Consider the following 12,602-nt stretch of genomic DNA (forward strand, 5'->3'; position numbering starts at 1 on the left):
ATACGCCGGTTAATCACAAAGTTCTTCAAAACGTCACCTTTCTGCAACATTCAGTCGCTACCGTTACTTCTGGTATAGACCAGAAGCAACCTCCAACCCTCACCAAGGAGACTGAAAATGACGTTGAAGTATCTGTTGAAGCGTGTGAGCGTCCTGGCCGGCGCAGCTCTGTGTTCCCTGGCGGCCCAGGCGGCGACCACTGAATTGACCGTATATACCGCAATCGAAGCGGAAGACCTAAAGAAATACGCGGCGCGCTTCAATGAAGAGCATCCTGACATCAAAATCAACTGGGTGAGGGATTCCACCGGCATCATCACCGCCAAACTGCTGGCGGAGAAAGAAAACCCGCAGGCGGACGTAGTCTGGGGCCTGGCCGCCACCAGCCTGATGCTGCTCAACGACGAAGGCATGCTGCAGTCCTACAAGCCCAAAGGCTATGACGCCCTCTCGCCAAAATTCCGCGATAACAATGCGGCGCCGGTATGGACCGGCATGGACGCCTGGATGGCGGCGGTGTGTTTCAACACCGTGGAAGCGGAGAAACTCAATCTGCCCAAGCCTACATCCTGGAAAGACCTGACCAAGCCGGAATATCAGGGCCATATCATCATGCCTAACCCCAACTCCTCCGGCACCGGCTTCCTGGACGTGAGCAGCTGGTTGCAGATGTTCGGCGAAGAAAGAGGCTGGCAGTATATGAGCGACCTGCACCAGAACATCAGCCGCTACACCCACTCCGGTTCCAAACCCTGCAAAATGGCCGCCGCCGGCGAAACGCCCATCGGCATCTCCTTCGCCTTCCGCGCTGCAAAGTCCAAGAAAGACGGCGCGCCGCTGGACATCATCTTCCCACAGGAAGGCCTGGGCTGGGACATGGAAGCCACCGCCATCGTGAAAGGCTCCAAGAAAATGGACGCCGCCCAAACCCTGGTGGACTGGACCGTCTCCCGCAAAGCCAATGAGACCTACAACGAAGGCTACGCTGTCGTCGCCATGCCCGGTGTCGCCAAGCCAGTGCAGTACTTCCCGGAAAACGCCGAAGCCCTGATGATCGACAACAACTTCACCTGGGCCGCCGCCAACCGCGAACGCATCCTGGCCGAATGGCAGAAACGCTTCGACGGCAAAAGCGAAGCCAAGTAGTCAGCGCTAACAGCTAACAGGACACCCACTTTAAGCACCAATACCGTTCGTCCTGAGCCTGTCGAAGGACCGCCGACAAACCCGGCGTAAAGTGGGTGTCCGTTTAATGATTTTGATGATGACTGCAGTTAGCAGGACACCCATAAGAGCGCTTCGACAAGCTCAGCGCGAACGGGCGAGTTTGGGATTGAGTTTTAGGGATAAACAGTTGTTTCGAAGGTGTGTTCTTAACCGGACATCCACTTTAAAAGCTCACCTCGTTCGCGCTGAATTTAGGATTAAAAACGGGTGTTTATTTAACACCACCGTTCGTCCTGAGCCTGTCGAAGGGCGGCCGACAACCCCAGCGTAAAGTGGGTGTCCGTTTAATGATTTTGATGATGACTGCAGTTAGCAGGACACCCATAAGAGCGCTTTGACAAGCTCAGCGCGAACGGGTGGGTTTGGGATTAAAAGTGGGTGTCCATTTAACACCGCCGCTCGTCCTGAACCTGTCGAAGGACGGCCGACAAACCCGGCGTAAAGTGGGTGTCCGTTTAATGACTTTGATGATGACTGCAGTTAGCAGGACACCCATAAGAGCGCTTCGACAAGCTCAGCGCGAACGGGTGGGTTTGGGATTAAAAGTGGGTGTCCATTTAGTTTCAGCGGACGCCGGTTAAATTTTGATAGACAGAACAAGAGTAATTAAAGATGTCCAAGTCCCCCGCAACTTATCTGCAGTTGACCGATATCGATCAATACTTCGGCGATTTCCAGGCGTTGAAATCTGTTTCGCTGTCCGTGAATGAAGGCGAGTTCGTCTGTTTTCTGGGACCTTCAGGCTGCGGTAAGACCAGTTTGCTACGCATTATCGCTGGACTGGATGTCCTCAGTGCGGGACAAGTGAAGCAGGGCGGACGGGACATCACTCACGCGCCGGTGAAAGCGCGTGATTTTGGCATTGTGTTTCAATCCTATGCCCTGTTTCCCAATCTATCCGTGGCGGATAACGTCGGCTACGGCCTGAAGTCCCAAGGCGTGAAAGCGGATGAGCGTCGCCAGCGGGTGCGTGAGCTGCTGAGCGTAGTGGGCCTGGACGGCAGTGAAGAGAAATATCCTTCGCAACTGTCTGGCGGGCAGCAACAACGGGTCGCCCTCGCGCGGGCGTTGGCCACTTCCCCGGGTTTATTGCTGCTTGATGAGCCCCTGTCTGCGCTGGACGCCCGCGTGCGTGCGCATTTGCGGCAAGAGATCAAGCAGCTGCATGCGCGGCTCGGTGTGACTACCATTATGGTCACCCATGATCAGGAGGAAGCGTTGACCATGGCGGACCGCATTGTGGTGATGAACCATGGCCGCATTGAGCAGGTCGGCTCCCCTCAGGATATCTATATCCATCCCCGCACGCCTTTTGTGGCGGAGTTTGTGGGAGAAATGAATTTTTTGCCCGGCCGCGTCGGCCCCAATCACTCACTGCAGGCGGGCCCGGTGACATTGCAGTGCGCCCGCGCCGCGGATATGTCGGAGTCCTCCTCGGTCAAAATCGCTGTGCGTCCCGAGGATATCCGTCTGCGTCTGAACGGCGACCGCCACAATGTGCTCAGCGGTAGCGTGCTGGACATCCAGTTTCTCGGTTCCCGCGTCCGTTCGCGCCTCGCCCTGGACAGCCAGAACGCGGTACTGGTGGCGGATATTTCCATGAATGAGATGGCGGAGCTGGGATTGCGTCAGGGCCAGTCCGTGGAGTTTCAATTGCCTCGTGATCGCCTGCGCCTGTTCGCGGAGGCGTCATGAGTAGAGCGACCATGAGCCTGCCAGCCCGCCCCCGCGTCATCCTGCCGTCCATCACACTACGTCGCAGCCGCGACGAATGGGCGCTTGGCGGCGCGATGCTGATTGGTCTGCTGGCGTTGCTGGCGGCGGTGGCCGCCCCCTTGTACGCCCTGCTGTCGAAAAGTCTGCAAAACCGGGCGGGAGATTTTATCGGCCTGGAAAACTTCATCGCCTACGCAAATACCCCCTCGCTGGTGGCGTCTATCGGCAACTCGCTGACGATCGCCTTATTGAGCACCGTCATCGTAATTACCCTGGCGTTTGTGGCGGCCTATTCGCTGACCCGCACCCGCTTGCCCGGCAAAGGCGCGTTCCGTATGGCGCTGGCGGCGCCGATTCTGGCGCCTTCGTTATTGCCCGCCATCAGTCTGGTGTATCTGTTCGGCAATCAGGGCGTTATCAAAACCTGGCTGTTAGGAGAAAGCATCTATGGTCCGATCGGCATTGTCATCGGCTCCTGTTTCTGGACCTTTCCCCATGCCCTGATGATTCTGGTGACGGCGCTGTCCAATACCGACGGACGCCTGTATGAATCCGCTTCCGCATTAGGCGCGTCGCCCATTCGCACGTTTTTTACTGTTACCCTGCCCGGCGCCAAATACGGCCTGATCAGCGCCGCCTTCGTGGTTTTCACCCTGGTCATCACGGATTTCGGGGTACCGAAGGTCATTGGCGGCCAATACAACATGCTCGCCACGGACATCTATAAGCAGGTGATCGGTCAGCAGAACTTTCAGATGGGCGCGGTGGTGAGCGTGATTTTATTGCTGCCGGCGATTCTTACTTTCCTGGCGGATCGCTGGGCGCAGCGACGCCAATCCGCTGCGCTGACCTCCAAAGCCGCCCCCTGGGCGCCGCCTTGTCGTCCTTGGGCGGATAGGGGCTGCACGCTTTTTATGCTGCTGCTGACTGCGACCATTCTGGGCGTCATCGCCATGGCGATCTACGCCTCACTGGTGACATTCTGGCCCTATAACCTGAGTCTGTCGTTGAAGAACTATCAGTTCGACCTGATGGACGGCGGCGGTTGGGAGGCGTACTGGAATTCCATACGAATGGCGACCTATACCGCATTTTTCGGCGCTATTTTCATCTTTTTCAATGCCTATCTGGTGGAGAAGCTGCAAGGCTTCCGCCCCTTGCGCGCCCTGTTCCACTTTATCGCTATCCTGCCGCTTGCGGTGCCCGGCATGGCGCTGGGTCTGGCGTACATCTTTTTCTTCAACGCGCCGTCCAATCCTTTGAATGGCCTGTACGCCACCATGGCGATCCTGGTGATCTGCACCATCGCGCACTTTTACACCGTCTGTCATCTCACTGCGGTGACCGCCTTGAAACAAATCGATCCCGAGTTCGAGGCCGTGTCCGCCTCGTTGAAGGCGCCGCAATTACTGACGTTCTGGCGCGTGTCTTTGCCGGTATGTCTGCCGGCGGTATTGGAGATTGGCGGTTATTTGTTCGTCAACGCCATGACCACCGTGTCCGCCGTCATCTTTCTGTATTCCCACAACACCATGCTGGCGTCCGTGTCCGTTCTGAACATGGACGACGCCGGGGACATTGCTCCTGCGGCGGCGATGGCGGTCATGATCATGCTGACCTGTCTGGTCGCCAAGCTTCTGCAATGGCTGCTGGGCGGCCTGTTACTGCGACGCACCCAAAAATGGCGCTGCGCCTGAAGACCGCGATGGCGTCCCCAGGATTTTCTCTTTCGTTTTTTGAGGGCTCATTAATGAACCAACCCAATTATTACCTGCTCACCCCCGGGCCGATCACCACCTCACGCACGGTAAAAGAAGCCATGCTGACGGACTGGGGCTCCTGGGATCAGGACTTCAATCAGGTCACCCAGACGGTGCGGGATAAGTTGCTGGCCGTCGCCAATTCCCAGGACACCCATGTTTGCGTACCTTTGCAGGGCAGCGGCACTTTCGCCGTGGAGGCGACTTTGGGCACCCTGCTTGGTCCGCAGGACAAGCTGCTGGTGCTGATGAACGGCGCCTATGGACAACGCATCGCCAAAATCTGCGACTACCTCAAGCGCCCCTACGTCTGCATCGACACCGGCGACTACCTGCCTCCCGACCCGAACGCCGTGGCGGAATTGCTGCGTCAGGACGCCAGCATCACCACCGTGGCGGTGGTGCACTGCGAGACCAGCTCCGGGATTTTGAATCCCGTTGAGGCTATCGCGGAAGTGGTCAACGCCGCCGGCCGCAAGTTTATTATCGACTCCATGAGCGCCTTTGGCGCCCTGCCCGCGGACGCCAGGCGACTGGGCTACGCTGCGCTGATTTCCTCCGCCAACAAATGCTTCGAAGGGGTACCCGGTTTTGGCTTCGCGCTGATTCGCCAGGACCTGCTGGAACAGGCCAAAGGCAACGCTCACTCGCTGAGCATGGACCTGTATGACCAGTGGGCTTATATGGAGAAAACCGGTCAATGGCGCTACACCCCGCCGACCCATACGGTAGCGGCGTTCGCTCAGGCGCTGCGGGAATATGAGATGGAAGGCGACGCCCCCGGACGTCTGGCCCGCTATACCCGTAACCGTGATCAACTCGTCGCCGGCATGCGCCAACTGGGCTTCCAGCCCCTACTGGAGGAACGCTGGCTGTCGCCCATCATCGTCACCTTTTTATCGCCTGACGATCCCAACTTTGATTTCAAACGCTTCTATCAGGAACTGAAGCAGCGGGGCTTCGTGATCTATCCGGGCAAACTGACCCAGACCGAAAGCTTCCGCATCGGCTGCATCGGCAAAATCGACACGCCGGAAGTGGCGCGCCTGCTGCAAGCCGTCAAAGACACCCTTATCGCTATGGAGATCTCACTGTCATGAGTTACGCCTATCAACGTTTTTACCGCGGCCCCATTGAAGCCGTCATTTTCGACTGGGCCGGCACCACCTACGATTTCGGCTCGATGGCGCCGATTCGCGCCTTTCAGAATCTGTTCGCCGAGCAAGAAATTCCCATCACTCTGGCGGAAGCCCGTGAGCCGATGGGGACGGAGAAGCGTGAGCACATCACGCGAATCCTGACCATGCCGCGAGTGCGCGAAGCCTGGAGAGAAAAATACGGCGCGCTGGCGAGCGAGGCGGACATAGATCGCCTGTATCACGCCTTCGTGCCCATGCAGATCGAGGCCATTCGCGAATGCGCCCGCCCTATCCCCGGCCTGATGGAAACCGTCGCCTGGCTGGAGCGACGCAATATCAAAATCGGCGCGAATACCGGCTATAACCGCGACATGCTGGACGTTCTGGCGGACATCGCCGCAGCCCAGGGCTATCGTCCCGGCAGCAATGTGTGCGCAACGGACGTCCCCAGAGGACGCCCTTATCCTCACATGAGTCTGAAGAACGCGTTGGAGCTGGGCGTCGGCGACGTGCGCGCCTGCATCAAAGTCGACGACACCCTGCCCGGCATTGAAGAAGGCCTGGCCGCAGGCATGTGGACCATCGGCGTCACCACCTCCGGCAATGAAGTCGGCTTAAGCCAGGAAGACTGGACCGCCTTGGACAGCGCCAGCAAAACCGTCCTGCGGGAACAGGCGCAAGAGCGTTTTCGTCGCGGCGGCGCCCACGTCATTATCGGCAGCGTGGCGGATCTGCCCGCCGCAGTAGAGTATATCGAACGCTGGCTGGCGCAAGGCCACGGCCCGGACACGACCGGTCTGGCGGGCGTCACCTTAACCGCAGCGGGAGTTTCCCTAAGGTGACATGGACGGCTTTGGTTTTGGTGCTGATTTCCGCTGTCGCCCATGCGGGCTGGAACTTCTATGGTAAGAAGTCCAGCCCCACCATCGCCTTTTTCTTTCTGGTGACCCTGTTCGGTTTTCTGCTGTTTGCGCCGATTCTGTTCGCGCATACACAACTGATCGCCGCCTTTGACGCCCGGATTCTGCTGCTGTTGCTGGCGACTGGCTTGTGTCAGGCCGTGTATTTGAGCGCTCTGGCGGCGGCTTATCAAGCCGGGGATATGTCCATTGCGTACCCCATTGCGCGCTCGTCGCCGCTGATTATCGTCTGCCTGACCGCCTTCGCTCTCGGTCAACGCGACAGCATCAGTGCGCAGGCGATAGTCGGCGTGGCGTTGATTGTAGGTGGGTGTCTGTTTATCCCCATGACCCGTTTCCGCGACCTGCGCTGGTCCAACTACGGCAACCGCACCACCGCCTTCGCCCTGCTGGCGGCGTTGGCCACCGCCGGATACTCCATTGTCGACGACGCCGCCACCAGTCAGATGCGAGGACTGCTCGATCCCATCAGCGGACGGCCCTGGGCGGACCCGCTCCAGGTGTCTTTGGTCTACGTCACCTTGCAGTGCCTGAGCGCTGCGCTATGGATGTCCTTGTTGATCGCTGTCGTCAGCAAAGAACGGAAGCGCTTGAAGCCGTTACTGCGTCACTCTTTGATGCGTTGCGCGGGTACCGCCGCCTTTATGACGGGGGCCTATGCGCTGGTGATTCTGGCTATGGCGTTCGCCAGCAACGTCAGCTACGTGGTGGCGTTTCGTCAGGTCAGCATTCCCTTGGGCGTGCTAATGGCGGCGGTGGGGTTCAAGGAAAAACTCTATCCCCCCAAAGTCGCGGGCGTCTTCACCACCGTATGCGGGCTGGTCGCCGTGGCGCTTGGGTAAGGTCTGTTAACGTGATTGATGAAAGATGATGAGTACAACAAATAGACATTTTGACGTCATTGTCATCGGCGCCGGTATCCTTGGATGCGCCAGCGCCGACTATTTAAGCGCGCAAGGACAGAAAGTCCTGTTGCTGGATCGACGCGCGCCCGCCAGCGCCACCACCAGCCAGGCCGCCGCCTTGTTGGGACGCGCACGCGGCGACGCCACAGGGCTGGATATGGTCGACGAAACCTGGCGTGCGATTGAACGTCTGCAAACCAACCTGAAGGAAGACCTGGACCTGCGCGCCTGCGGCAGTCTGCACGCAGGCGTCAGCGCCGCCGCCAGCGCCAAAATTCACGCCCTGGCGGACGAGACGACCAAGCGTCACCGCGCCGCCCGTTATCTGGACACCCATGATTTGCAGGCGCGCCTCCCCTGGTTACAGGCGCCTAAGGACACCGTAGCGGTATTCGTCCCCGAAGACGGCTATATCGACCCCTATCAACTGGCCAGCGCCTATCTGCGCCATGCTCGTCGCTGCGGCGCCAGGTTACAGCTCAATGCCGAGGTCGCGGAAATTCTGACGGACAGTCAAGGCGTCTGCGGCGTACGGTGCGCTGATGGCGTCAGCTATTATTCTCGACAGATTGTGGTGACGGGCGGTCCCTGGAGCGCGCTGCTATTGCGCCCTTTAGGACTGGCGCCCGCCATGGCGCCGGTGCGCAGTCAATATTGGATCTCCGCCCCGGACGCACGCATCCAGCCGGATACGCCGGTCCTGGTTCTGCCTGACGCCAACGCCTATGCGCGCCCGGAAGTTGGCGGACTCTTATTCGGACTGCGTGACCGCCAGCGTGTGCATTGTTCGCCGGAGCAACTGCCGGAGGACATCCATCGCTTTAGTTTTGATCAGGACAGCGATGGTCTCGCGTCCCTGGAAGACGGCTATGAAAGCCTCCAGGGTTGGCTGCCCATGCTGGACGATTTAAGGATCGCCGCCTATGTCAGCGGCGTATCCAGCTACACCCCGGACGGACGTTTCCTGATCGGCGCCTTGGAAATCCCTGGATTGTGGCTGACGTCCGGATGCTGCGGCGGCGGTGTTGGCGCATCCGGCGGCTTTGGACGTCTGATCGCCGAACTCATCAGCGGCGCCAGGCCCTTTACCAACGCCAGCCTGTATGACCCGAATCGTTTTGACGCCCACGACGTCAATCCATTTGATCCCGCCTTTCGACTGCGTTGCGCTTTAGCCCGTGAAGGCAAAGTCTCAGGCTAATATTTGTTCTTTTTATGACTCACGATGTTAGGTTTTTCTATGCCCTTAGCGCTTTTTGATCTTGATAACACCCTGCTCGCCGGTGACAGCGCGCAAGCCTTTTCCGAATTTCTCGCCGCCCGGGACGACATCGCCACGCCGCCCAACTTCCTGGAGCGCAATCAGGCTTTTATGGACGACTACGAAGCCGGGGCCCTGGATTTCAACGCCTACATGTCCTACACCCTCGCGCCACTGGTGGGAATGCCGCCAGCGCAACTGCAAACGCTGATCCACGCTTATCTGGACACCCTCATTAACGCCATGATCCCCTCACGCGCTCGCGCTCTTCTGGAAGAGCACCGCCGCGCCGGCGACCCTATCGCCATCGTTTCCGCCACCGGCGCGCATCTGGTAGAGCCAATCGCCGCGCGCCTTGGCGTGGAGCATGTGCTGGCGGTGGACATTGAGACTCGGGACGGCGTCATCACCGGCGCCCTTATCGGGACACCCACTTTTAGAGAAGGCAAAGTCATCCGGGTGCAGGCATGGGCGGCGCAGCAGGGCTGGGACTATCACAGCGCCGCGTTTTACAGCGATTCCCATAACGACCTGCCGCTGCTGGAGGCTGTCCGCCGCCCGGTAGCGGTTGATCCCGACCCGGTGCTGCGACGCATCGCCGCTGAGCGGAGCTGGGAAATCCTGTCGCTACGAGATGACAAGGCGCATTCATGATAAGTCATCAATTTCTGACCGAACTTGAGCGCCTGTTCAGCCTTTATGGAAACAGAAGCTACGGCGAACACTGCACTCAATACGAACACATGGCGCAATGCGCCTGGTGGGCGCAGCGACAAGGCGGCTCAAACGCGCTCATCGGAGCCGCCTTTCTACACGATGTCGGACACCTGCTGGCGGAAGATCTCGATCTGCCCGGCCGGGATCAGTGGGGCTATATCCATCACGATAGTCTCGCTGAGTCCTGGCTGCGGGAATACGGACTGCCGGACAGCCTGATCAGGCCTATCGGTATGCATGTGCAGGCGAAACGTTATCTGGTGGCGACCCGGCCTGAGTACGCCAAAGGATTATCCATCGCCAGCCAGGCCACCTTGTCTCAACAAGGCGGTCCGTTCACCGAAGAGCAATGCCGCAAGTTTGAGGCTGCTCCCGCCTTTCATGACGCCATTCGCCTGAGGGAACTGGATGAGTTAGGCAAGGCGGAAGAGTTTGAATTGCCGCCGCTGAAAGAGTGGGTGTCCTGGTTAGAGCGGCATTTTAGCTATCAGGCTCAATGAACCATACTTGACAGTTTAAATTGTTTATATTCAATAGATTAACAACATAGCTTAAACCTATTTATAACAATAGATGAGACCCCTTTTTCTGGCTAATCGCTGGTATGCCTCGACTAATCATCGTTACCTTAAGATGGGTGTCCTGATAAGCAGCAGGGGTTACAGGTTGAGGCCCGCCACCGTTCGATTCTTGAACACGTCATCCTCAACCAGTTTGCAGATCTTGCCCGATTGGACATTGAAATTGACGTAGCCAACGGACTCCAGCGGCATTTTGATCCACCAGGCGATAACGAAAGTGGCGGCGTATGCGTGGGTGGAGATGATAGTTTTGTCCCCTAGGGTCAGGCCGTCGAGAAAATCATAGATGCGGGAGACGAATTCTCGTTTGGTTTCGCCGCCGTCGATGACGGTATGATCCAAGCGATTGTCTCCCGCCACAGGAACGATGCGCTCATCCAGCCATTGTTGCGGTCGCCCTTCGGCCACGCCGTAGGACATTTCTCTCAGTTGCGAAGTCAGCTCAACGGTTGAGTTGATCGCTGCAGCGATCCGATCTGCGGTTTGCGCCGCTCGTTTCAGGTCCGATGAATAAATATCCGCCTTGTGCGCATCCAAGAGTTGCAGGCGCTGTCCTAACTCGTCTGCATCCTTGCGGCCCTTTTCTGTCAGCTCAGAGTCGTACCAGCCTCCCACCCGTTTGTCGACATGATGTTGGGATTCGGTGTGAGTGACGACATACAGTTCTTTCATATGGAGTCCATATATATCATAGAGTTAGAAGGGAAAGTAAAAGCCAGACTACGATAGTCCTTTGCTCTTTGGTAGTGCTTAGATATGGAAAAATAAGGATTGTGATCGCTAACTGGCTTTCTTAAGTCCAGACCTGTTTATCTAAATCATGGCGACTCAGGGGGTTGTGATGTAGCCATGGGATTGAACTGTGCGGTCAGACCTTCTTTCCGCATCGCCGTCAACGTCGCCTCCAGAGCGGGCGCCAGGTCCTGATTGCGCTTGTGCACATACAAATAGGTCGGGACGCTTTCCAGCACACCGGCTTTGTGAATGCTGGCGTGATAAAACTCCTCCGCGTGCAGCAACGGATCGACCACAAAGTCGAGATCGATGTACAGATCCGTCCGCCTCGCCTGCAGGCGGCGCAAGCCCAGGTTGGCGTTGGCGACGAATTCCACCGGGCCCAGCTGCTTGATTTTAGGAAGTTCTTCCTCACAGTTCCTGACGCCTAAGCGGCAATCCACTCGCAAACCCTGTCCAGCGAGGCTACGCCAGCCGTTCACCCGCAAACCGGGAGACAACGCATAAGCGGTAAAGCTCACCTCCCACAAAGGCGCGTTGATTCTTATCAGGTTCGGGTGCGCCGCTTCATACCCCGCCACGCGGCTGGGCAAACCGTCCACCAGGCCAGAGTTAGCCAGCGCGCCACAGCGCTTGGAGGGGAAGGTTTTCATCTCAAACTCCAAGTTGAGGCGGCGAAACACTTCGGTATAGAACAGCTTGTACTGGCGACCCTGTTCGGTTTCCGCCACTTGAGAAGACACCACCAGCACCATTTTGCGGGCGGCATAGGTGGACGTTGTACTGAGAGCGAGAACACAACCGAGCAACATCAGGCGCAACGCCAATAGACGGGATGCGCGGCTTCCAGATATGAGCATGAGGCAGAACGGCATCAATCGGCGGACAAACATACTTCAAGCATAGTTGGAAAACGTAATGACGCCATGCTCGCGCAAGCCTCAGGCGATATCCTGCTTGAAACGGCTCATGGGAAAACGTGAGCCAGGGCATTGCGTCGACTCCCCCGGAGTCATGCCATGGCCCGTGACATTCGCGGCGGGAATGTCGTAGCGGGTCATCAATGTCCGGGTCAGCTTGACTAAAGCCTGGTACTGAGGCTCAGGCACGTCGCGTTTTTCAAAGTCGCCAATCAAACAGACGCCAATGCCAAGAAAGTTACGCGTCAGATTATTCAGCGTCAGATGCCCGCCCCAGATGTCATATTCCTGTCGCCAGTCGCTGGCCACTTCTCCCATAGCGAGTCCATGACCGTTGCCGATGACGTAGTGATAAGGAATGGCATGAATGGGATCGTGAGGCTGCCGCTCTCGATGCACCCGTTGCAGAAGCGCGATATCTCCAGAAGCGCCGCCGCTGTGGTGAATAACGATATAGCGCCAGCGACGCGGCCAGCTCCAGACTCCCAGCCCCGCCGCCGCAAGCAGCGACGAGGCGAGAATAAACTTGCGGCGATTCATAAGGTTCGTAGCGGCCTCGTCCTTCCCGGTGTTCCTGGCGCCTGGGATTGATACAGCGGCTTACTATATCTCGCTTACTAATGCTTACCAGCACTTACCAGGACACCCATATTAGTCGAAGCGTTCAGTACTACCTTCTCCTCTATCGCCGCGCAAGTTAAACGTCATTCAGCCGTCCGTT

Annotated in this window: 12 protein-coding genes; 9 read left to right on the forward strand and 3 right to left on the reverse strand. The window is 57.8% G+C overall.

Annotated elements, in window-relative coordinates; all coding sequences use genetic code 11:
* The first annotated feature begins 117 nt into the window (after positions 1-117).
* From KP814_RS18345 to KP814_RS18385, 9 genes are all read left to right on the forward strand, one after another.
* Positions 118-1,146: a putative 2-aminoethylphosphonate ABC transporter substrate-binding protein gene (locus KP814_RS18345; protein WP_216738114.1), complete on the forward strand. Its 1,029-nt coding sequence runs from the start codon at positions 118-120 to the stop codon at positions 1,144-1,146.
* A gap of 693 nt (positions 1,147-1,839) precedes the next feature.
* Positions 1,840-2,922, forward strand: a complete 1,083-nt coding sequence (locus KP814_RS18350) for a putative 2-aminoethylphosphonate ABC transporter ATP-binding protein (protein ID WP_216738115.1) — start codon at positions 1,840-1,842, stop codon at positions 2,920-2,922.
* Positions 2,919-4,640 carry a putative 2-aminoethylphosphonate ABC transporter permease subunit gene (locus KP814_RS18355; protein WP_216738116.1) on the forward strand — a complete coding sequence of 574 codons (1,722 nt, stop codon included), beginning with the start codon at positions 2,919-2,921 and terminating at the stop codon, positions 4,638-4,640. Before KP814_RS18350 ends, KP814_RS18355 begins: the two co-directional genes overlap by 4 nt.
* A 53-nt stretch (positions 4,641-4,693) precedes the next feature.
* On the forward strand, positions 4,694-5,803 hold the full coding sequence (locus KP814_RS18360; protein WP_216738117.1) for a 2-aminoethylphosphonate--pyruvate transaminase: 1,110 nt from the start codon (positions 4,694-4,696) through the stop codon (positions 5,801-5,803).
* The gene (gene phnX, locus KP814_RS18365; protein WP_216738118.1) at positions 5,800-6,684 is read left to right on the forward strand and encodes a phosphonoacetaldehyde hydrolase; all 885 of its coding nucleotides are present in this window, start codon (positions 5,800-5,802) and stop codon (positions 6,682-6,684) included. The genes KP814_RS18360 and phnX overlap by 4 nt, the downstream gene beginning before the upstream one ends.
* Entirely contained in the window at positions 6,681-7,604 is a 924-nt protein-coding gene (locus KP814_RS18370) for an EamA family transporter (protein WP_216738119.1), read from the forward strand. The genes phnX and KP814_RS18370 overlap by 4 nt, the downstream gene beginning before the upstream one ends.
* Positions 7,605-7,632: 28 nt before the next feature.
* Positions 7,633-8,868, forward strand: coding sequence for an FAD-binding oxidoreductase (locus tag KP814_RS18375; RefSeq protein ID WP_216738120.1), 1,236 nt, complete (start codon positions 7,633-7,635; stop codon positions 8,866-8,868).
* A gap of 39 nt (positions 8,869-8,907) precedes the next feature.
* Entirely contained in the window at positions 8,908-9,582 is a 675-nt protein-coding gene (locus KP814_RS18380) for an HAD family phosphatase (protein WP_216738121.1), read from the forward strand.
* The gene (locus KP814_RS18385; RefSeq protein WP_216738122.1) at positions 9,579-10,145 is read left to right on the forward strand and encodes a phosphonate degradation HD-domain oxygenase; all 567 of its coding nucleotides are present in this window, start codon (positions 9,579-9,581) and stop codon (positions 10,143-10,145) included. The genes KP814_RS18380 and KP814_RS18385 overlap by 4 nt, the downstream gene beginning before the upstream one ends.
* A 159-nt stretch (positions 10,146-10,304) precedes the next feature.
* Here the strand turns inward: KP814_RS18385 and KP814_RS18390 are convergent, their stop codons facing one another.
* The 3 genes from KP814_RS18390 to KP814_RS18400 all read right to left on the reverse strand — a co-directional run bounded on the left by KP814_RS18390 (position 10,305) and on the right by KP814_RS18400 (position 12,421).
* Positions 10,305-10,898, reverse strand: a complete 594-nt coding sequence (locus KP814_RS18390) for a histidine phosphatase family protein (protein ID WP_216738123.1) — start codon at positions 10,896-10,898, stop codon at positions 10,305-10,307.
* A 146-nt stretch (positions 10,899-11,044) separates the two neighbouring features.
* Positions 11,045-11,821, reverse strand: coding sequence for a hypothetical protein (locus KP814_RS18395; protein ID WP_216738124.1), 777 nt, complete (start codon positions 11,819-11,821; stop codon positions 11,045-11,047).
* Positions 11,822-11,902: 81 nt separating this feature from the next.
* Entirely contained in the window at positions 11,903-12,421 is a 519-nt protein-coding gene (locus tag KP814_RS18400) for a peptidoglycan recognition family protein (RefSeq protein ID WP_216738125.1), read from the reverse strand.
* Positions 12,422-12,602: the final 181 nt, after the last annotated feature.

This window comes from Hahella sp. HN01, assembly GCF_018986435.1.
In the GTDB taxonomy this organism is placed as follows: domain Bacteria; phylum Pseudomonadota; class Gammaproteobacteria; order Pseudomonadales; family Oleiphilaceae; genus Hahella.

What these genes read in the sequence shown, in the direction of transcription:
- KP814_RS18345 (WP_216738114.1), top strand. Translation starts at nt 118, where the DNA reads ATGACGTTGAAGTATCTGTTGAAGCGTGTGAGCGTCCTGGCCGGCGCA.
- KP814_RS18350 (WP_216738115.1), top strand. Translation starts at nt 1,840, where the DNA reads ATGTCCAAGTCCCCCGCAACTTATCTGCAGTTGACCGATATCGATCAA.
- KP814_RS18355 (WP_216738116.1), top strand. Translation starts at nt 2,919, where the DNA reads ATGAGTAGAGCGACCATGAGCCTGCCAGCCCGCCCCCGCGTCATCCTG.
- KP814_RS18360 (WP_216738117.1), top strand. Translation starts at nt 4,694, where the DNA reads ATGAACCAACCCAATTATTACCTGCTCACCCCCGGGCCGATCACCACC.
- phnX (WP_216738118.1), top strand. Translation starts at nt 5,800, where the DNA reads ATGAGTTACGCCTATCAACGTTTTTACCGCGGCCCCATTGAAGCCGTC.
- KP814_RS18375 (WP_216738120.1), top strand. Translation starts at nt 7,633, where the DNA reads ATGAGTACAACAAATAGACATTTTGACGTCATTGTCATCGGCGCCGGT.
- KP814_RS18380 (WP_216738121.1), top strand. Translation starts at nt 8,908, where the DNA reads ATGCCCTTAGCGCTTTTTGATCTTGATAACACCCTGCTCGCCGGTGAC.
- KP814_RS18385 (WP_216738122.1), top strand. Translation starts at nt 9,579, where the DNA reads ATGATAAGTCATCAATTTCTGACCGAACTTGAGCGCCTGTTCAGCCTT.
- KP814_RS18390 (WP_216738123.1), bottom strand. Translation starts at nt 10,898, where the DNA reads ATGAAAGAACTGTATGTCGTCACTCACACCGAATCCCAACATCATGTC.
- KP814_RS18395 (WP_216738124.1), bottom strand. Translation starts at nt 11,821, where the DNA reads ATGCTCATATCTGGAAGCCGCGCATCCCGTCTATTGGCGTTGCGCCTG.
- KP814_RS18400 (WP_216738125.1), bottom strand. Translation starts at nt 12,421, where the DNA reads ATGAATCGCCGCAAGTTTATTCTCGCCTCGTCGCTGCTTGCGGCGGCG.